The organism is Streptomyces typhae (assembly GCF_009755605.1).
Taxonomy (GTDB): domain Bacteria; phylum Actinomycetota; class Actinomycetes; order Streptomycetales; family Streptomycetaceae; genus Streptomyces; species Streptomyces typhae.
This window is the reverse complement of sequence record NZ_WPNZ01000023.1, coordinates 26238-46628: the sequence shown is the minus strand read 5'-3', so window position 1 is coordinate 46628 and position 20391 is coordinate 26238. Positions and strand designations below refer to the sequence as shown.

12 protein-coding genes are annotated in these 20391 nt (G+C 70.3%); 4 read left to right on the top strand and 8 right to left on the bottom strand.

Features of this window, described 5'->3' with window-relative positions; translation table 11 throughout:
• Positions 1-211 precede the first annotated feature (211 nt).
• The 5 genes from GPA10_RS32335 to hisC form a co-directional block, all read right to left on the bottom strand.
• Positions 212-1945 (bottom strand): GAF domain-containing sensor histidine kinase, encoded by a 1734-nt coding sequence (locus GPA10_RS32335; protein WP_157168570.1) that lies wholly within the window; start codon positions 1943-1945, stop codon positions 212-214.
• A gap of 87 nt (positions 1946-2032) precedes the next feature.
• Positions 2033-5929 carry a thiol reductant ABC exporter subunit CydD gene (gene cydD, locus GPA10_RS32330; protein WP_343041570.1) on the bottom strand — a complete coding sequence of 1299 codons (3897 nt, stop codon included), beginning with the start codon at positions 5927-5929 and terminating at the stop codon, positions 2033-2035.
• Positions 5930-6155: 226 nt separating this feature from the next.
• Positions 6156-7208 carry a cytochrome d ubiquinol oxidase subunit II gene (cydB, locus tag GPA10_RS32325; protein WP_157168569.1) on the bottom strand — a complete coding sequence of 351 codons (1053 nt, stop codon included), beginning with the start codon at positions 7206-7208 and terminating at the stop codon, positions 6156-6158.
• A gap of 14 nt (positions 7209-7222) precedes the next feature.
• Complete coding sequence (locus GPA10_RS32320; protein ID WP_343041569.1) at positions 7223-8767, bottom strand: cytochrome ubiquinol oxidase subunit I; 1545 nt, start codon at positions 8765-8767, stop codon at positions 7223-7225.
• A 280-nt stretch (positions 8768-9047) separates the two neighbouring features.
• Positions 9048-10127 carry a histidinol-phosphate transaminase gene (gene hisC, locus GPA10_RS32315; protein WP_343041568.1) on the bottom strand — a complete coding sequence of 360 codons (1080 nt, stop codon included), beginning with the start codon at positions 10125-10127 and terminating at the stop codon, positions 9048-9050.
• A 487-nt stretch (positions 10128-10614) separates the two neighbouring features.
• Between hisC and GPA10_RS32310 the strand changes: the two genes are divergently transcribed.
• The 3 genes from GPA10_RS32310 (at position 10615) to GPA10_RS32300 (ending at position 14634) form a co-directional block, all read left to right on the top strand.
• Positions 10615-11736, top strand: a complete 1122-nt coding sequence (locus GPA10_RS32310) for a LacI family DNA-binding transcriptional regulator (protein WP_058849983.1) — start codon at positions 10615-10617, stop codon at positions 11734-11736.
• 686 nt (positions 11737-12422) lie between these two features.
• The gene (locus tag GPA10_RS43515; protein ID WP_425505856.1) at positions 12423-13553 is read left to right on the top strand and encodes a metallophosphoesterase; all 1131 of its coding nucleotides are present in this window, start codon (positions 12423-12425) and stop codon (positions 13551-13553) included.
• 193 nt (positions 13554-13746) lie between these two features.
• Positions 13747-14634: a hypothetical protein gene (locus GPA10_RS32300; protein WP_157168568.1), complete on the top strand. Its 888-nt coding sequence runs from the start codon at positions 13747-13749 to the stop codon at positions 14632-14634.
• A gap of 214 nt (positions 14635-14848) precedes the next feature.
• Here GPA10_RS32300 and GPA10_RS32295 read toward each other — a convergent pair whose 3' ends face one another.
• Complete coding sequence (locus tag GPA10_RS32295) at positions 14849-16315, bottom strand: VWA domain-containing protein (protein WP_157168567.1); 1467 nt, start codon at positions 16313-16315, stop codon at positions 14849-14851.
• Between the two features lie 165 nt (positions 16316-16480).
• Positions 16481-18268, bottom strand: a complete 1788-nt coding sequence (thiC, locus tag GPA10_RS32290; protein WP_157168566.1) for a phosphomethylpyrimidine synthase ThiC — start codon at positions 18266-18268, stop codon at positions 16481-16483.
• Positions 18269-18486: 218 nt separating this feature from the next.
• Here thiC and GPA10_RS32285 point away from each other — a divergent pair, with 218 nt between their 5' ends.
• Positions 18487-19836 carry a YibE/F family protein gene (locus GPA10_RS32285; RefSeq protein WP_343041567.1) on the top strand — a complete coding sequence of 450 codons (1350 nt, stop codon included), beginning with the start codon at positions 18487-18489 and terminating at the stop codon, positions 19834-19836.
• A 118-nt stretch (positions 19837-19954) separates the two neighbouring features.
• On the opposite strand, the gene GPA10_RS32280 is transcribed toward GPA10_RS32285, so the two are convergent.
• On the bottom strand, positions 19955-20389 hold the full coding sequence (locus GPA10_RS32280; RefSeq protein ID WP_157168565.1) for an SsgA family sporulation/cell division regulator: 435 nt from the start codon (positions 20387-20389) through the stop codon (positions 19955-19957).
• Positions 20390-20391: the final 2 nt, after the last annotated feature.

The following is a 20391-nucleotide window of genomic DNA, read 5'->3' as shown; positions in this document are numbered from 1 at the left end:
GTCCCGGATCGTTGCCCGTGCGTACGGTCGACGATCCGGAGGACTCGTACGCGCGGGGGACCGGGTGACCCGTACGGCGCACACCCTTACCGCCGAACAGGGGTGTCCAGTGCGGCGGGCGTTCAGTGCGGAGGCGTGGGCGCGCAGCACGGTAGGCGCGCAGCGAGTGGACGCGAGCGCGGTGGACGCGAGCGCGGTGGGCGGTGGGCGTTCAGTGCGGTGCCTGCCACACCACCGTCGTGCCGCCCCCGTGCTCACCGATGCCGGGGCCGTGCCAGCTGTCGCCGCCGAGGGACTCCGCGCGCCGTTTGAGGTTCTTCAGGCCGCTGCGGCGACCGCCCTCCTTGATGCCGACGCCGTCGTCGGCGACGGTCAGACGTACGCCGTGCTGCCCGTCGGCAAGGAGCACCGTGGCGTCGACGACGACATCGATGCGGTCGGCGCGCGCGTGCCGGAAGGCGTTCGACAGCGTCTCGCGCAGGGCCGCGATGAGGTTCTTGCCGGTCAGCTCGCCGACGAGGGTGTCGACGGCGCCTACGAAGTGGTGCGAGGGCTTGAAGCCGAGCGGTACCGCCGCCATGTTGATCTCACGCAGGACCCGGGTGCGCAGCCCCGCGGGCGCCTCGGCGGGCCCCTGCTGGAGTGCGAAGATCGCCGTGCGGATCTCCTGGATCGTCACGTCCAGCTCGTCCACGGCCTTGACCACGCCCTCCTGCACCTCGGGCACGACGATCCGCCGCTGGGCGCCCTCCAGCATCATCCCGGTGGCGAACAGCCGCTGGATGACCAGGTCGTGCAGGTCGCGGGCGATCCGGTCGCGGTCCTCGTAGACGGCGAGCCGCTCCCGGTCCCGCTGTGCCTCCGCCATCATCAGGGCGAGCGCGGCCTGCGAGGCGAACTGGGCGGCGAGGGTCCGCTCCGCCTCCGTGAACGGCCGTGCCCCCCGCGCGCGGGGCGTGACGAGCGTCCCGAGGACCCGGCCGTCGCTCTGCAGCGGCAGCATCATGGCGGGCCCGTAGGAGCGCGCGAGGTCGGTCATGACGCGCGGGTCCGTGGCCGCGTCGTCGATGAACACGGCCCGCCCGTCGAGCAGATCGGCGATGATGCGGCTCTCCGGGGGCACGGTCACCCCGAGAGCCGCGCTCGGCCGGTCCGAGGACACGGCGACGATCTCCATGCCGCCCTCCTCGTCGGTCAGCAGCACGATGCCCGCGGCGGAGTCCGCCAGACGGCGCGCCTGCTCCGCGACGACGGCGAGCGCGTCGTCGGCGTCGGAGCCCGAGAGGAGTGCCGTGGTGACGGCCACGGACCCGTCGATCCACCGCTCGCGCTGCTTGGCGGCCTCGTACAGGCGGGCGTTGCCGATCGCGATCCCGGCCTCCGTGGCGAGGACGCGCACCATGTGCACGTCGTAGTCGTTGAACTCGCCGCCGCGCTTCTCGGTGAGGTAGAGGTTGCCGAAGATCTCCCCCTGGACGCGGATCGGCACCCCGAGGAAGCTGCTCATCGGCGGGTGGTGGGCGGGAAATCCGCAGGAGCGCCGATCGGTGGCGAGGTCGGCGAGGCGCAGCGTCTCCGGTTCGTGGATGAGCGCGCCGAGCAGCCCCCGGTGGCCGTCGGGGAGCCTGCCGATGTGCCGGGCGGTGGTCTCGTCGATGCCGGTGAAGACGAAGTCGGAGAGCCCGTCGCCGTCTTCGGAGACGACGCCGATCGCCGCGTAGCGGGCGTCCGTGAGCTCGGCCGCGGTCTCGCAGATGCGGTCCAGGGTGGTGTGCAGTTCCAGTCCCGTGCCGACGGAACGCATCGCCTCCAGGAGCTGCGGCACGCGCGCGGTCAGCTCGGTGGAAAGACCCTGAAGGCTCCGGGAGGCCCGCGCCGCCGCCTTCGCCGGGTCCGGGGCGCCGTCGGGCGGCGGGGCGGGTGCGGAAGCCGGAGGGACGGGCATGCCTTGAGAGTAGTTAGTCCGTTTTGCCAGGGAAAGTCGAGCCTTGACCGGTCCCTGGCATCCGGAAGCCACTCCGAACCACCTCTCTCAGCCGCCGACGCCCGTCAGCAGATCCGCCGCCGATTCCCGTTCCCGTGTCCGCCGCAGCGGTCCGTCGACGGCGAGCAGTTCGTCGTACGTACCGCGCTGCACCACCCGCCCGGCATCCAGGACGAGCACCTCGTCAACTTTGTCGAGTCCGACGAGACGGTGCGTGATGAGCACCGTGGTGCGGCCTTCGGTGGCCGCGAGCAGGTCGGCGGTGAGCGCGTCGGCGGTCGGCAGGTCGAGGTGCTCGGCGGGCTCGTCGAGCACCAGGACGGGGAAGTCGGCCAGCAGGGCGCGGGCGAGCGCGAGACGCTGCCGCTGGCCCCCGGAGAGACGGGCGCCGTGCTCGCCGACCGGCGTGTCGAGCCCCTCGGGCAGGGACCGCACCCAGCCGTCGAGGCGTGCCGCCGCGAGCGCCGCGTACAGCTCCCCGTCGTCCGCGTCCTTGCGGGCGAGCAGCAGGTTCTCGCGGACGGTGCTGTCGAAGACGTGGGCGTCCTGGGCGCAGAGTCCGACGGAGCGGCGCACGGTGTCGCCGTCGAGCGCCGACACGTCCGTGCCGCCCAGCGTGTACGTACCGTCGGCGGTGCCGAGGAAGCGCAGCAGCACATGGGCGAGCGTCGTCTTGCCGGACCCGGACGGGCCGACGACGGCGACGCGACGGCCGCGCTCCAGGGTGAGCGAGACGTCCGCGAGGGCATCGCGGTCCTGCCCGTCGTAGCGGGCGCGCACCGACTGGAGCCGCAGGGGGAAGGGCGTCCGCGGGGCCGGGGCGGAGGCTTCGGGCACCTGGTCCGCGGCGGGAGCCGCGGGGGTCGGGACGGGCTCACCCGGCGTGGGGGCCGTTACGGGCTCACCCGACGCGGGAGCCGGTACGGGCTCACCCGACGCGGGAGCCGGTACGGGCTCACCCGACGCGGGGGCCGTTACGGGCTCACCCGACGCGGGGGCCGTTACGGGCTCACCCGACGCGGGGGCCGTTACGGGCTCACCCGACGCGGGGGCCGTTACGGGCTCACCCGGCGCGGGGGCCGGTACGGGCTCAGGGGCGTCGAGGACCTCGACGACCCGCTCGGCGCTCTTCTTGACGCGCTGGCGGTACTGCACGGCGAGCGGCAGCCCCGTCACCGCCTCGAACGCCGCGAGGGGGGTGAGGACGACCACGGCGAGCGCCACGCCGCCGAGCCGACCGTCGTGCACACCCTGGACGCCGACGAAGGCGGCCGCCGCCACCGTCAGCCCCATGGCCAGGGTGCCGAGCCCGTCGCCGAGCGCGGTGGCGCCCGCGGTCCGCCCGGCGATCCGGGTCAGCTCGGCGTCGGCGGCCTTCGCCCGGTCGGTACGGCCGCGCAGGGCACCCGCGACCGTCAGTTCGGCCGTGCCGGTGAGCAGGTCGGCCACCCTGGTGGCGAGCACACCGCGCGCGGGGGCCAGCCTGCGCTCGGCGCGGCGGGCGACGGCTCCGCTGACGAGGGGCACGCCGACACCGGCGGCCAGCAGGCCCACGGCCAGGACGGCCCCCGCCTCCGGGAGCAGCCACGCGGTGAAGCCGACGGCACCGGCGCTGACGAGAGCGGCGGCACCGGCGGGCAGCAGCCAGCGCAGCCAGTAGTCCTGGAGGGCGTCCACGTCGGCGACGAGGCGGGACAGCAGGTCGCCGCGGCGGGTCGTCCGCAGGCCCGCCGGGGCGAGGCGTTCCAGGCGCCGGAACACCGCGACCCTGGTGTCGGCCAGCATCCGCAGCACCGCGTCGTGCGACACCAGCCGCTCGGCATAGCGGAAGCAGGCCCGCCCGATACCGAAGGCGCGGGTCGCCGTGACGGCGATCATCAGGTACATCACCGGGGGCTGCTCGGAGGCCCGCGAGATCAGCCACCCGGAGGTGGCCATGAGCCCCACGGCGCTCCCGAGGGCGAGACTCCCCAGGAACAGCGCAAGCGCCAGCCTCCCCTTGCGCTCCCGTGCCGCTTCCCTGACCCGGGCGAGCACCCCACGCGCCGAGCGGGCCTCCCCCCACGCAGCCGCGGAATCGGGGGCAGTCCCTTCACTCCCGCCACGGACGACAGCCCCACTGCCGCTGAGGGCGACAGCCTCGCTCCCACCCCTGCCGCTGTGCCCGAGGTTCGGGGCACCGTCCGCGTCAGCGCCCACCCGTACGACCCGGTCGGCGACCGCAAGCAGCGCAGGCCGGTGGACTACGAGAACCACGGTCCGCCCGACAGCCAGCCTCCGGACCGCCTCGACGACTCCGGCCTCGGTCTCCCCGTCCAACGCGGCAGTGGGCTCGTCCAGAAGCACCACAGGCCGATCGGCAAGAAACGCCCGCGCCAGAGCGACCCGCTGCCGCTGCCCGGCGGAGAGCCCGACCCCGTCCTCCCCGAGGACGGTCTCGACGCCCCGGGGCAGCCCGGTCACGAACTCCCAGGCCCCCGCGGCACGCAGCGCCCCAGCCACGGCCGCGTCGTCCGCCCCGGGGCGGGCCAACCGCACGTTGTCCGCGATGCTGCCCGCGAACAGGTGCGGCCGCTGCGGCACCCAGGCAACCCGCTCGCGCCACCGCTCAAGCTCGACGTCAGCGAGATCGCTCTCACCGACACCAGCACCAGCACCAGCACCGACACCGACACCGACACCGACACCAGCATCAGCATCAGCACCGCCGCCACCAACACCAACACCACCGCCATCGGCACCGCAACGGCCGACGTCACCGCCCCCGACCAGAACCCGCCCCCCAGCAGGCCGGACAAAGCCCAACAGCGCGCTCAGGACGGTCGACTTGCCGGAGCCGCTCGGCCCCACCAGGGCCACCGTCTCCCCGGCCGCGACCGAGAACGACGCCCCGGAGACAGCGTCCTCCGTGCGCCCGGGGTACCGGACGGTGAGGCCGTCCACCCGCAGCCCGCCCCGCTCGGGCACCGGCCCCGTCCCCCCGGCCGGAACCGGGGTCTCGAGCACCCCGAAGATCTCCTCCGCGGCGGCGAGTCCCTCCGCTGCGGCGTGGTACCGCGCCCCGACCTGCCGCAGCGGCAGATACGCCTCGGGCGCGAGGATGAGGACGACCAGGCCGTCGTACAGCTCCATGTCGCCGTGGACGAGCCGCATGCCGATGGTGACGGCGACGAGCGCCACCGAGATGGTGGCGAGGAGTTCCAGGGCGAACGACGACAGGAACGCGATGCGCAGGGTGCGCATCGTCGCACGCCGGTACTCCCCGGTGATCTTCCGGATCGCCTCGGCCTGCGCCTTGGCCCGGCCGAACACCTTCAGCGTCGGCAGACCCGCGACGACGTCCAGGAAGTGCCCGGAGAGGCGGGACAGGAGCTGCCACTGGCGGTCCATACGGGCCTGCGTGGCCCAGCCGATCAGCATCATGAAGACGGGGATCAGCGGCAGCGTCGCCACGATGATCGCCGCGGAGACCCAGTCCTCGGTGACCACGCGCAGCAGCACCGCGGCCGGCACCACGACCGCGAGCCCGAGCTGCGGCAGATAGCGGGAGAAGTAGTCGTCGAGCGCGTCGACGCCCCGGGTGGCCAGCGTGATCAGCGAGCCGGTCCGCTGACCGGTCAGCCAGCCCGGACCGAGCTCGCCCGCCCGCTCCAGGAGCCGGCCCCGCAGCTCCGACTTGACCGCGGCGCTCGCCCGGTGCGCGGCGAGTTCGGTGAGCCATGCCACCAGCGCCCGGCCCACCGCGACCACCGCCAGCAGAACCAGCGGCGTACGCAGGTCACCGGCGTCGAGGCCGTCCTGGAAGCCGCCCACCACGATCTCGGCGATCAGCATCGCCTGGGCGACGACGAGGCCCGCGCCGGCCAGGCCGAGTACCACCACCGCGACGAGGAAGAAGCGCGTGGCACGGGCGTACCGGAACAGGCGCGGGTCAATCGGTTTCACGTGAAACACACCCTCCGAAGGAGCTTGAACGCGGGGCGAGTTGGGTCAGTACATGGCCTCGGCACGCAAGCTCTGTACACAGCCTCGTCACCCTAGCTCTACGTGCGGCGTCGTCACGAAGTTCTCCGCACGACTTCGTCACCTCGGCGCGATCCCGTCGGCTCGGACGCGCGATCCCGTCAGCGATCGTCACGACCGCGCACTCGCCGGGCATGCCCGCGCACTCTCACTGCGCGGCGTCGGTCGCATGCGCACCGTCGGCACGCGGATCGGGCGCATGCGGATCGGGCGCGATGTGCTGCGTGCCGATCCGCTTGCGGAACACCCAGTACGTCCACGACTGGTAGAGCAGCACGATCGGCGTCGCGACACCCGCGCACCAGGTCATGATCTTCAGGGTGTAGGGGGTGGACGAGGCGTTGGTGACCGTGAGGCTCCAGTCCTCGTTCAGCGACGACGGCATGACGTTCGGGAACAGCGTCAGGAAGAGCATCGCGACGGCGGCGACGATCGTGACGCCCGAGAGGGCGAATGACCAGCCCTCGCGCCCGAGCTTGATCGCCACGACGGCTGCGGCCAGGGCCACCACCGCCACGATCATCGCGGCCAGGCTCTTGCCGTCGCCCTTGTCGGCCTGCGTCCAGACGAGGAAGCCGAGCGCGAGCACCGCGGTGACCAGGCCCAGGGCGAGCGCCAGCCTCCGCGCCCGTATCCGGATGTCGCCGACCGTCTTCAGGGCCGTGAACACCGTGCCGTGGAAGGTGAACAGCGCCAGGGTGACCAGGCCGCCCAGGAGCGAGTACGGGTTGAGCAGGTCGAGGACGTTGCCCACGTACTCCTTCTGCGCGTCGATCTTGACGCCGCGCACGATGTTGCCGAAGGCCACGCCCCACAGGAACGCCGGGAGCAGCGAGGTCCAGAAGATCGCGTGTTCCCAGTTGGTCTGCCAGCGCTCCTCGGGGCGCTTCGCGCGGTACTCGAAGGCGACACCGCGCACGATCAGGCAGAGCAGAATGATCAGCAGCGGCAGATAGAAGCCGGAGAACAGCGTCGCGTACCACTCGGGGAAGGCGGCGAAGGTCGCGCCGCCCGCCGTGAGCAACCACACCTCGTTGCCGTCCCAGACCGGGCCGATGGTGTTGATGAGCACCCGCTTCTCGGTGCGGTCGCGGGCGAGCAGTTTGGTGAGGACGCCGACTCCGAAGTCGAAGCCTTCGAGGAAGAAGTAGCCGATCCACAGGACGGCGATGAGTACGAACCAGACGTCGTGAAGTTCCATGTCGCCTGTCTCCTTCAGTACGAGAAGGCCATGGGCCGGTCGGCCTCGGCGTCGGCGTCGGTGTCCGCGCCCGCGCCGCCGGGCGGGCCGCCGATCCTGGTGGGCGGGTTGAGGTCGGCCTCGGTGAGCTGCGGCGGTCCCTGGCGGACGTACTTGAGCAGCAGCCTGACCTCGATGACGGCGAGGATCGCGTAGATGAGGGTGAAGACGATCAGCGAGGTGAGCACCTCACCCTGCGACACGCCGGGGGAGACCGCGTCCTCGGTGCGCAGGACGCCGTAGACGACCCAGGGCTGCCTGCCGGTCTCGGTGAAGATCCAGCCCCAGGCGGTGCCGATGAGCGGGAAGATCAGCGTCCACTGGGACAGCCGCCACCACCAGATGCCCAGCTTCGGCGCCAGCTCCCGGTTCTTGGTGAGCATCAGCTTCGGTACGTCGTCCGCGCCGGTGCGGTGCTCGGGCGCCAGCCAGAACCTGCGCCGGGTGAGCCAGAGTCCGGCGGTGCACAGCGCCATCGAGACGCCGCCGAAGCCGATCATCCAGCGGTAGGACCAGTACGCGGTGGGGATGTTCGGCCGGTAGTCGCCGGGGCCGTACTTCTCCTGGGACTCCCGGTTGATGTCGTTGATGCCGGGGATCTCGGAGCTGAAGTCGTTCTTGGCGAGGAAGGACAGTATCCCGGGGATCTCGATGGCGACCTTGTTGTGGCCCTCGGCGACGTCGCCGTACGCGAAGATCGAGAACGGTGCCGGTTTCTCGGACTCCCACAGGGCCTCGGCGGCCGACATCTTCATCGGCTGCTGCTCGTACATCACCTTGCCGAGGGTGTCGGCACTGATGACGGTGAGCAGGGTGCCGGCGAACGCGGTGACCAGGCCGAGGCGCAGCGACATCCGCATAGTGCGGACATGCTGCTTCTTGCGCAGGTGGAAGATCGCGATGCCGGTCATGAAGGCGCCGCCGACCAGGACCGACGCGGCGATCACATGGAAGAAGTTGACGAGCGTCGTCTCCTGGAAGAGGACCTTGGCGAAGTCCGTCAGCTCGGCGCGCTCCTTGCCGTCCCGCTCCGTGATCCGGTAGCCGACCGGGTGCTGCATAAAGGCGTTCGCGGCGATGATGAAGTACGCCGACAGGATGGTGCCGATCGACACCATCCAGATCGTGGCGCAGTGCAGCTTCTTCGGGAGCTTGTCCCAGCCGAAGATCCACAGACCGATGAAGGTCGACTCGAAGAAGAAGGCGATCAGCGCCTCGAAGGCGAGCGGGGCACCGAAGATGTCGCCGACGAAGCGCGAGTAGTCGGACCAGTTCATGCCGAACTGGAACTCCTGCACGATGCCCGTGACGACGCCCATCGCGATGTTGATCAGGAACAGCTTGCCCCAGAACTTGGTCGCTCTGAGGTAGTGCTCCTTGCCCGTCCGCACCCAGGCCGTCTCGAGGATCGCCGTGAGGGCGGCCAGGGAGATCGTCAGGGGGACGAAGAGGAAGTGGTAGACGGTGGTGATGCCGAACTGCCATCGCGCCAGTGTTTCCGGCGCCAGAGCCAGGTCCACGTCGACTTCTCCTTACGTGCCGTGGTCGAACCGGCATTTTGCTCTGTATGTCGCTGATGTCGGCGACATACATGGAGCAACTAGGACGCGCTTGTGAACGCGTTCACATTCACAAGCATTATGTCGTACGGGCGGACGATGTCCGAATGGGGGGTCCCCGTTACTGCGGGGAACGGTGCGGCCGGGTGCGCGGGGCGATCACCGGCCGCTCTTCGGCCGACACGCGGGAGGGGCCGACAGCACGGTTGCCGTCGGTCCCTCCTGGTCCCGTCCCGGGAGGCTAGAGCTCCTTGCGGAACGTCTCCGCCGCCTGCAGGAAGATGTCGTTCGCCTCGGTCTCGCCGATCGTGATCCGCGCTCCCTCACCCGCGAAGGGCCGCACGACCACACCCGCCTTCTCGCACGCCGCCGCGAAGTCCACCGTCCGGTCGCCGAGACGCAGCCACACGAAGTTCGCCTGCGTCTCCGGGACCGTCCAGCCCTGGCCGCGCAGCGCCTCGGCCACCCGCGTGCGCTCGCCCACCAGCGCCCCGACCCGGCCCATCAGCTCGTCCTCGGCGCGCAGCGAGGCCACCGCCGCGTCCTGCGCGAGCTGGCTCACGCCGAAGGGCACCGCCGTCTTGCGCAGCGCGGCGGCCACCGGCTCGTGGCCGACCGCGAAGCCGACCCGCAGGCCCGCCAGGCCGTACGCCTTGGAGAACGTACGCAGAACGCAGACGTTCGGCCGGTCACGGTAGATCTCGATGCCGTCCGGCACCTCGGGGTCGCGGATGAACTCCCGGTACGCCTCGTCGAGCACGACGAGGACGTCGCTCGGCACCCGGTCCAGGAAACGTTCGAGCTCGGCCCGGCGCACCACCGTGCCGGTGGGGTTGTTGGGGTTGCAGACGAAGATCAGGCGCGTGCGGTCGGTGATCGCCGCGGCCATCGCGTCCAGGTCGTGCACCTCGCCCGGCGTCAGCGGCACCCGCACCGACGTGGCGCCGCTCACCTGCGTGATGATCGGGTACGCCTCGAAGGAGCGCCACGCGTAGATCACTTCGTCGCCCGGACCCGCGGTCGCCTGGATCAGCTGCTGGGCGACGCCGACGGAGCCGGTGCCGGTGGCGATGTGCGAGACGGGCACGCCGAAGCGGTCGGCCAGCTCGGTCATCAGGCCGGTGCAGGCCATGTCGGGGTAGCGGTTGAAGCTCCCGGCCGTGGCGAGCACGCTCTCCATGACGCCGGGCAGCGGCGGGTAGGGGTTCTCGTTCGAGGACAGCTTGTAGGCCACCGGACCACCGGCCGCGGCGGGCTTGCCCGGCTTGTAGGTGGGAATCCCCTCCAGCTCGGCGCGCAGCCTCGGACTCGTCTCACTCACCGCGGTCCTCCTCGTGATCATCCGGACTTCAATGATTCTCACCTTATGAGGATTCGGCGCCGCTGCGAATGGGTCATCGGTCTCGGTCCGGACAACGACACCGGACCACGGCACCGGACCACGGCACCGGTCCACACCCGGGACGCACCAATGGAGGACGGTCGGCAGCGGCCCGCACGAGGGCGTCACGGCACCCCGCACCAGGGGCCACAGGGCACCGGGCAGGGGGGAGCGTTTCTCGTTCCGGCACGCGCCGGTGGCTCACTCCGTGGCGCGCATCACCCGTGAAGGTGAGTTGAGACCTCTTCGAGACCTGGGTCATTTGGCAGGCCCCCGCGCGACGACAAGGTACCGATGCCTCACTACAGGCCCAACTCCCTATGTTTCCAAGGTCATTGAGTGTTTTCCACCATGCAGAAACGTGCCTGTCAACGGGTGCATATGCGTCCGCACTACCCACCCCCATGAGCCCTACTATCGGCTCGCCATGACAGCAGCAGGGAAGCACCAGGTGAGCCGAGCGGAGACCTCCCGCCGGGGCAACCGGCAAAGCCGAGCGGGTATCAGAGACGTCGCCGCAGCAGCCGGTGTCTCCATCACGACTGTCTCAGACGCCCTCAACGGCAAGGGCAGGCTGCCCGACGCCACGCGACGCCATGTCCGCGAGGTCGCCGACCGCCTGGGCTACCGCCCGTCGGCCGCGGCCCGAACCCTCCGTACCGGCAAATCGGGCCTCATCGGCCTCACCGTGACGACGTACGGGGATGAACCTTTCACCTTCACGGAATTCGCGTACTTCGCGGAGATGGCGAGAGCCGCGACCTCGGCCGCGCTCGCCCGGGGCTACGCCCTGGTCATTCTCCCCGCCACCTCCCGCCGCAGTCCCGTCGACGTATGGTCCAACGTCGCCCTCGACGGCACGGTCGTCGTCGACCCCTCCGACCACGACCCGGTGGTCAGCGAGTTGGTGCGGCAGGGCCTCCCGGTGGTCTCCGACGGCCGCCCGGCCGGTTCGCTCCCGGTCACGGCCTGGGTCGACAACGACCACGAGGCCGCCGTCCTGGAGATCCTCGAACATCTCGCGGCGGCCGGAGCACGCCGCATCGGCCTGCTCACGGGCACCACCACCGACACCTACACCCATCTCTCCACCACCGCCTATCTGCGCTGGTGCGAGCGCGTCGGCCAGGACCCGGTGTACGAGTCCTACCCCGCGCACGACCCCTGCGCGGGCGCCGTCGCAGCCGACCGGCTGCTCGCCCGCCCGGACCGGCCGGACGCGGTGTACGGCCTGTTCGACCCGAACGGCACCGACCTGCTCGCCGCCGCCCGCCGCTACGGCCTGCGCGTACCCGACGACCTGCTGCTCGTGTGCTGTAGCGAGTCCACCGTGTACGCCACCACCGAACCGCCCATCACCACGCTCTCGCTGAAGCCACGGCGCATCGGCACCGCCGTCGTCCAGCTCCTCATCGACGCCATCGAGGGGCTCGACGCCGGCCGACCCGTCGAGCAGGTGATACCGACCGAACTGATCGTGCGCACCTCGTCCGAGCGACGTCCGCCACGAACGACGGTCAGCCCGCCACGATCACCCGGCCACAGCTGACCCCCATCCCTCCGATCGGCCCGGGGCCCGCCACCTGCGGGAAAGCACGGGGAGACCTCGGGCCAATTCGGGAGAAATCCGCAGTGAACCGGTTCCCCGCACCGATTCACCACCCCTGGTGCACCACACAGCGACAGCCGCATTCCTATGATGGGCGGACGACACCGCGGGCCGCTGCGACCAGGCAGTCCGATCCCGGGTGCAGATGCGGCGCAATGGTGGTGGAGGGGTCGATGACTCAGGGGGCCGGTCAGGGACCCGAGGTGCGGACGGCGACGCTGCGCGACTTCCGCGTGCCCGCGTACGTCTATGAAGGCGTCCGTGAGACCGACCGACCCACCGCACAGGAACCGGACGGCACCCCTGCGCCCGCCCCTGACCAGGGCTTCTCTCCCGCTCCTGCGCCTCCGGAGCAGGGGTTCGGCCAGGATCACAGCCACGACGGGCCGCACGGGCGGACTCAGGCCCCCGGGCCGGGGCAGCCGCACGCCGCCGCCCCGGCCAGCGCCCCCGCTCCTGCTCCTGCTCCTGCTCCTGCTCCTGCTCCTGCTCCTGCTCCAGTTCCTGCCCCAGCTCCCGCTCCCGCCGCCGTACAGCAGCCCCCGCAGGCCCAGCAGACGCCCGCGCAGCCGCAGCAGGCGCCCGTACAGAGCCAGCGGACGCCCGTACAGTCGCAAGAGGCGTCGGTGTCGCCTCAGCAGGCCTCCGTACAGTCCCAGCAGGCCTCCCTGGCGCCGCGGCAAGCGTCCCCGCAGCCGCACCAGGCGCACCAGGCACATCAGGCGCATCAGGTGTCCCCTCAGCCCCAGCAACCTCCCGTACCGCAAGCCACCGCCCACCCCGGGTCCGCCGGTGAGGTCCCCGAGGGCTACACGCCCACCGAGCGGGACCTGCCGGTCATCAAGCGCGGTGACACCGTGATCAATCGCGGTGACACCTTGCAGGTCGAGGTGCAGGAGATGCCGGAGCCGCCGCCCGCCCCCGAGGGCAACAGCATGGGCCCCTTGTACGTCGTCGGCGACGTGCACGGCTACCTGGACGAACTCATCGCGGCCCTCGCGGCCGAGGGTCTCATCGACGCCGACGGCAGCTGGTCCGCGGGCAACACCCGCCTCTGGTTCCTCGGCGACTTCACCGACCGTGGACCTGACGGCATCGGCGTCATCGACCTCGTGATGCGGCTCTCCGCCGAGGCCGCGGCCGCCGGCGGCTACTGCAAGGCCCTCATGGGCAACCACGAACTGCTGCTCATCGGCGCCAAGAAGTTCGGGGACACCCCGGTCAACTCCGGCGCGGGCACCGCCACGTTCCAGGCAGCCTGGCTCCTCAACGGCGGTCAGCGCGCCGACATGGAGCGCCTGGAGGACCACCACCTTCAGTGGATGGCCCGGCTCGACGCCATCGAGGAGGAGGACGGGCATCTGCTCGTGCACTCCGACACGACCGCCTACCTCGACTACGGCGACTCGATCGAAGAGGTCAACGACACCATCCGCGAGGCGCTCACGCGCAACGACGCGGACGAGTACTGGGACCTGTTCCGCAAGTTCACCAAGCGCTTCGCCTTCCGCGACGACTCGGGACCGGCCGCCGTACGCGAACTCCTGGACGTCTACGGCGGCACCCGCATCGTCCACGGCCACAGCCCGATCCCCTATCTCCTCGGCGAGGTCGGCTCCGAGTACGACGGCGACGACGACGGACGCCCGGTCATCGAGGGCCCGCACGTCTACGCGGACGGCCTGGCCATCGCCATGGACGGCGGTGTGACCATGGCCGGAAAGCTACTGGTCTGCCAACTTCCACTGGGGAACTGAACGTTCATTCCAAACGTTCACGGGGCACGTGCCGCCGTACAGGATCACGCTGGCCAGAGGGCCAATTCTGGATAACCCCTGTCACCGCGTGCCGTCACCGCTCTACCATCGCCTTATCCGTAGCAGGCTCCCCTCCGTTTCTGCCCGACGGCTCGTAACCATGCGAGCCCCAAGCCCTACGGAGCATCGGGGGATGCACATGAACAGCGCTCCACACCTGCTCAATGAGGACCGCCCCCAGTACGAGCGGGTCCTCGATGAGGCGCTGCGCACCGCACCGAACCGCCCGGAGCTGGCCGCGGTGGGCCAGCGACTCAACCCCGAGCAGCTGCGCACGATGGCTCTCAACGCCACCGCACTGATCACGGCCGCCGCCGCGACCGAGTACCACCACTATGTGAAGGTCCGCGAGGAACTGCGCGACCCCGGACCCTCATCCGCGACATCGATGCGTGAAAGGAGCGGATCCGGATCCAACTCGTCCGAGTCCGGCTCCGGCGGTGTGGGGCTCGCCACCACCATGGGCGAGGTCACCGAAACCGCAGGCGCCGGACTGGTCGCCGTGATCGCGGTACTCGCGCCCGTCCTCGCCGGGACGGCCGCCGCGATCTTCCTGCTCGTCGGCTACATCCTGAAGATGCTCGACCCCGAGCCCGCCTTCGCGGACACCTTGCTCACCGCCGGGTGGCTGTTCGGCGCGCTCACGGCCGGCGCCATCCTGGTCGCCGCGGTCGGTCTGCTCCTCACCGCACTGCGCAACGGCTCCACCTCGCTCCAGGCAGGCTCGCACCACGAGCGGGACAAGGCGGTGGAACGGGCCAGGGAAGCCTGGTGCCAGGCGCTTCTGGAGCGGGGCATCCTGCCCTTCCTGCGCGAGGCGCTCGCGGACCCGGACGCCACGGCGGCGTCCGCGACCCGCGCGTCGACGGCAGGACCGGCCGGACGCATGCCGCAACTCGGCTATCACAGGCCGGGGTTCAGCAGCCCGGACGGCGGCTCGACCACCGGGACCCGCCCGAGCTACACCAGTCCGGATTTCTCGAGCCCGGACTACGGCGGCCCCGAGCACCAGCCGGACTGACCGACCCGGGCCGACCGGACCACTCGGGCTGACCGGACCACTCGGTCTGACCGAACCACTTGGTCCGACCGGACCACTCGGTCCGACTGAACCACTCGGTCCGACCGGACACTACGGGGTTTCGTCGCGCCGCTGTCGGCGGACGGCGGCGCGAGAGCCCGCCCCAGCACGGTGTGACGGGCTTTCGTGTGCTCCCGCCCAAGGGCACCTACGGTCACGGTCGGAGGATTCCCGCGCGGCGTGCGGCCGCCATCCAGTCGGGGAACTCCGAGAGCAACCGGTCGTACAGCTCCGTGTCGGGGACCGTGCTGATGTCGTCCACGGCGAAGAACCCGACGTTGTCGACGCGCCGGCCGGGTAGCGTGTCGAACCGTTCGAGCACCCCGTAGTTGGACTTCCCCAGGCCCACGAACTGCCAGAAGACCGGTTCCTCCACGGCGTCCCTGAGCTGCCGCTCGATCTCGTCGTTACGGTAGACGCCGCCGTCGGAGAAGAACAGGACGAGCGTCGGAGCAGCCGTCGGGTTCTCCCGTACGTACGACCGCACTTCGGCGATCACCTTCTGCTCCTCGTTCTGAATGCCGACGGACCGCATGTCCACCTGCTCGTCCCGCAGCCCCTTCTTGCGCTTGCCGGCCCGGTGGAAGAGGCCCACCTCGCCGACCCGGACATGCAGCCGCAGCCAGTTGGGCAGCTCGCCGATGAGCAGGTCGGGCAGCCGCGCCGGATTCGATGCGAACGTCCAGGCCTGCATCTCCCCGTCGTCGTCCAACTGCGCGGAGACGGCGGCCATGCGCTCCACCACGTCGGCGACGATGCCCTTGGAGTACAGGAACGCCATGGACCCGGAGGCGTCGAGCACCAGGATGACGCGCGCGGTGACGCCCTCCGCGCCGTGCTTGCGCAGACTGACCGCCACCGCCTCCTTGCGCAGCGAGAGCCGCTTGCGCATATCGACGGGGAGCCGCTCCTCGCCCTTGCTGAGGCGGGGGCCCGGGGGCGCGGGGGGTGCGGGCGGGGCGGACGTCCTATGGCCGCCCGCCTGGGTTGTGACCTGCGGTGATCCCGGGATCATGGCCTGCGGTGGTGCCTGGGCGCTGATCTGCGGTGATCCCGGGGTCGTGGCCTGCGGTGCCGCTGGGGCCGGTGCGTCGTCCACGGTGATACCGAAGTCCGTGGCCAGCCCCGCGAGTCCGGAGGCGTACCCCTGTCCCACGGCGCGGAACTTCCACTGCCCGCCACGCCGGTACAGCTCTCCGCCTATGAAGGCCGTCTCCGTGGTGGCCGTCATCTCGAAACGCGCGATCTCGGCCTGCGTCGCCGTGTCCCGGAGGCACAGGGTGAGCCCGGCCAGCTGTCCGAACACGCCGCCGTCGACGGAGGCGCACAGCAGCACCCGGTCGACCGCCCCTTCCACGGCCCGCAGGTCCACCTGGAGCGTGTCCGTCGTGACACCGCCTGCGGTCTGCTTGCCCAGGTGCCGTACGGCACCCGAGGCGTGCAGCGGCTGGTTGAAGAACACGAAGTCGTCGTCGTCACGTACGCGTCCGTCCGCCGTGAGCAGCAGCGCGGAGGCGTCGCCCGCCGGCACGCCCGGTCCGTCGGACCAGGCGAGCTCGGCGCGTACATCGGGTGAGGCGACGGGAAGATTGGCACCCTTGGACAGGGAACTGGCAGTCATGCGGCCAGTCTGCCCAGCGCGACCTGCAGTTGCTACATGAGCTACATGAGCTACATGCCGTACAGCGGATACATGAACTACAGGGCTGCATGGGATGCATGGGATGCATGGGCTACAGGAGCTACAGGAGCTACGTGAACTACTGGTCTACTGGGCTACCTGGGCTCAGTCGGCCAACGGCAGGTAGACCCGGTTCCCCGCCGCCGCGAACTCCTCGGACTTCTGCTGCATGCCCTCCTCGATCTCCGTCTGTGTCGTGCCGTGCTCACGCCGGATGTCCTGGGAGATCTTCATCGAGCAGAACTTCGGCCCGCACATCGAGCAGAAGTGCGCCGTCTTCGCGGGCTCGGCGGGCAGCGTCTCGTCGTGGAACTCCCGTGCCGTGACCGGGTCGAGGGCCAGATTGAACTGGTCCTCCCACCGGAACTCGAAGCGGGCGTCCGAGAGCGCGTCGTCCCAGTCCTGCGCGCCCGGGTGCCCCTTGGCGAGGTCCGCCGCATGCGCCGCGATCTTGTACGTGATGACGCCGGTCTTCACGTCGTCGCGGTTGGGCAGGCCCAGATGCTCCTTCGGCGTGACGTAGCAGAGCATCGCCGTGCCCCACCAGCCGATCATCGCGGCGCCGATGCCGGAGGTGATGTGGTCGTAGGCGGGCGCGATGTCCGTGGTCAGCGGGCCGAGCGTGTAGAACGGCGCCCCCTCGCAGATCTCCTGCTGGAGGTCGATGTTCTCCTTGATCTTGTGCATCGGGACGTGACCGGGGCCCTCGATCATCGTCTGTACGTTAAGACGCTTGGCGATCCGGTTGAGTTCCCCGAGCGTGCGCAACTCAGCGAACTGCGCCTCGTCGTTGGCGTCCGCGATCGACCCGGGCCTGAGACCGTCACCGAGCGAGTACGTCACGTCGTAAGCGGCGAGGATCTCGCACAGCTCCTCGAAGTGCTCGTACAGGAAGCTCTCCTTGTGGTGGGCGAGGCACCAGGCCGCCATGATCGAGCCGCCGCGCGAGACGATGCCGGTCTTGCGGTTCGCGGTCAGCGGCACATACGGAAGGCGCACGCCCGCGTGCACCGTCATATAGTCCACGCCCTGCTCGGCCTGCTCGATGACCGTGTCCTTGTAGATCTCCCAGCTGAGCTCCTCGGCCCGGCCGTCGACCTTCTCCAGGGCCTGATACAGCGGTACCGTGCCGATCGGCACGGGGGAGTTGCGCAGGACCCACTCACGGGTCGTGTGGATGTTCCGGCCGGTGGACAGGTCCATGACCGTGTCGGCGCCCCACTGGGTCGCCCACGTCATCTTGTCCACCTCCTCCTCGATGGAGGACGTGACCGCGGAGTTGCCGATGTTGGCGTTGACCTTCACCAGGAACTTCTTGCCGATGATCATCGGCTCGATCTCCGGATGGTTCACGTTGGCGGGCAGCACCGCGCGGCCCGCGGCGATCTCGTCCCGCACCACCTCGGGCGCCATGTTCTCCCGGATGGCTACGTACTCCATCTCCGGCGTGATCTCCCCGCGCCGCGCGTACGCGAGCTGCGTCACCGCTTGCCCGTCCCGGCCGCGGCGCGGCTGGCGGGGGCGGCCGGGGAAGACGGCGTCGAGGTTGCGCAGACCGCCGCGGGGCGAGGTGTGCTTGATGCCGTCGTCCTCGGGGCGGACCGGGCGGCCCGCGTACTCCTCCGTGTCGCCGCGGGCGGTGATCCAGTTCTCCCGGAGCGGTGCGAGGCCCCGGCGGACGTCGGTGTCGATGTCGGGGTCCGTGTACGGACCCGAGGTGTCGTACAGCGTCACGGCCTTGCCGTTGGTGAGGTGCACCTGGCGGACCGGCACCCGCAGATCCGTGCGCGAGCCCTCCGGGCCCGTCACGTACGCCTTGTGCCAGCCGTTGGACTTCCCGCCCCCGGCACCCTCGGTGCTGGAGGCAGGCGTGCGTGCGTCCGATGTGGTCATGAGACCTACTCCCTACGCCGGCATTACCCGGTAACAGGTTCGGCGGTCGACGCAGCCGTTTCCGTACGGTCCGAACCGGTACCTGCCCGTTCGTACGGAGGTCAGCGCCCTCTCAGCCCGGTGCTCCGAGCTCCCGCGTTTGCAAAGGTGCCTCCACGCTAGCGTCCCATCGGGCGCGGTGAACAGAGGGCCCCCGCCGTTCTTGCGATGATCGGGCCGTGACGACGACACCGACACCCACCGGGCCCCCCACACCGGAGCCGCACAGCCATGCGCACGGCCATACCCACAGCCATGGCCCCGCGGCCCCCGTGTCCCAGCATCTGCGCAAGGTCATCGCCGCCGTCCTCATCCCCTTCGCCGCGGCGGTCCTCGTCGGCCTGGTGGTGCTCTGGCCCGGCGGCGCGCCCGCCCATGAACGCACCGGAGTCGGCTTCGACCGGCAGACCCAGTCGGCCACCGTGACCAAGCTGGACAAGCTCTCCTGCAAGGACCTCAACCCCTCGCAGACCCCGCCGAACGGCGACACCTCCACCGCAGAGGGCCAGGAGGCCCAGGCCCGCACCCAGGGCACCTGCGGCCGGGCCACCATCGAGGTCACCAGCGGCCCCGACAAGGGCCGCACCTTCACGGAGATCGTCCAGCCCGACTCCCCCCGGCAACTGCGCAAGGGCCAGGACGTCGTGGTCGCCTACGAACCCAAGGCCCCCAAGGACCTGCAGTACTCGGTCACCGACGTGAACCGCAAGTTCCCCATGGCCCTGCTCGCCGGCGTCTTCGCCCTCGCGGTCGTCGTCGTGGGCCGCCTCCGGGGTGTCATGGCCCTGGTCGCTCTGGCGGTGAGCTTCCTGGTCCTGACCTTCTTCATCCTCCCGGCGATCCTGCAAGGCTCGAACCCGCTCGTCGTCGCCGTCGTCGGGGCGAGCGCCATCATGCTGTGCGCGCTCTACATGTGCCACGGTCTGACCGCGCGCACCTCCGTCGCCGTCCTCGGCACCCTGGTCTCCCTCCTGCTCATCGGCCTGCTCGGCTCCCTGTTCATCGGCTGGGCCTCCCTCACCGGCAACACGGACGACAACACCGGCCTGATCCACGGCCTCTACCCCGACATCGACATGAGCGGCCTGCTGCTCGCCGGCGTCATCATCGGCTCCCTCGGTGTCCTCGACGACGTCACCGTCACCCAGACCTCCGCAGTCTGGGAACTCCACCAGGCCAACCCGACGATGGGCCGCCGCGGCCTGTACCGCGCGGGCATCCGCATCGGCCGCGACCACATCGCCTCGGTCGTCAACACCCTCGTCCTCGCCTACGCGGGCGCCGCGCTCCCCCTCCTGCTGCTCTTCTCCATCGCCCAGAGCAGCGTCGGCACCGTCGCCAACAGCGAACTCGTGGCCGAGGAGATCGTCCGCACCCTCATCGGCTCCATCGGCCTCGTCGCCTCCGTCCCCGTCACCACCGCGCTCGCGGCCCTGGTCGTCTCCGCCGACCGCCCCGGCCCCACCACCCCGTCGACCACGTCACGCCGCCCCGCCCTGGCAGGCAAGGGCCGCCGCCGCAAAGCCTGAACCCACCGCAGCACAGCACAGCACAGCACAGCACAGCAGAACAGAACAGAACAGAAAAGCATAGGTGCCACTAAATGCCCTGATCTGCCATATAGGGTATTTGGTGAAGAGTGCCGGATCAGCCCGCGCCCTGCTCCGCGAGAATCCTGTCCAGGGCCTCGTCGAGATGCGTCTCGAAGTCGACCAGCGACCGCTCCTCACCCAGCGGCACCAGCTTGTCCGTCCGGTCGAGGAAGGCCAGCAGCGGCGGAATTCCCACCTTGAACAAGGCCTGGTCGTGCCCCACTTGCAACCGGATCAACGCCTCGTCCACCTGGTCCGACCCGGCCGGCGCGATGCGCACGTCTCCGTCCCCGCACGCCTCGCCCACCCCGTCCGCCAGCAGCTCCCGCCCGAACGCCCAGGTCACCGGGACGTCCCCGGGGAGGTGGAAGGTCAGCCGGACGGCATAGGGATCGCACATCTCGTAGCGCAGCTCCACCGGGATGCGGAACGACAGCTCCTCCGACACAAGGAAGCTCATCATGACCTCTGCCTGGACCGACTCTCGCATCG

Bases quoted from the DNA above. Each gene is read 5' to 3' on its own strand.
- GPA10_RS32310 (WP_058849983.1), top strand. From the start codon at position 10,615: ATGACAGCAGCAGGGAAGCACCAGGTGAGCCGAGCGGAGACCTCCCGC.
- GPA10_RS32280 (WP_157168565.1), bottom strand. From the start codon at position 20,389: ATGCGAGAGTCGGTCCAGGCAGAGGTCATGATGAGCTTCCTTGTGTCG.
- GPA10_RS32295 (WP_157168567.1), bottom strand. From the start codon at position 16,315: ATGACTGCCAGTTCCCTGTCCAAGGGTGCCAATCTTCCCGTCGCCTCA.
- GPA10_RS32300 (WP_157168568.1), top strand. From the start codon at position 13,747: ATGCACATGAACAGCGCTCCACACCTGCTCAATGAGGACCGCCCCCAG.
- cydB (WP_157168569.1), bottom strand. From the start codon at position 7,208: ATGGAACTTCACGACGTCTGGTTCGTACTCATCGCCGTCCTGTGGATC.
- GPA10_RS32335 (WP_157168570.1), bottom strand. From the start codon at position 1,945: ATGCCCGTCCCTCCGGCTTCCGCACCCGCCCCGCCGCCCGACGGCGCC.
- thiC (WP_157168566.1), bottom strand. From the start codon at position 18,268: ATGACCACATCGGACGCACGCACGCCTGCCTCCAGCACCGAGGGTGCC.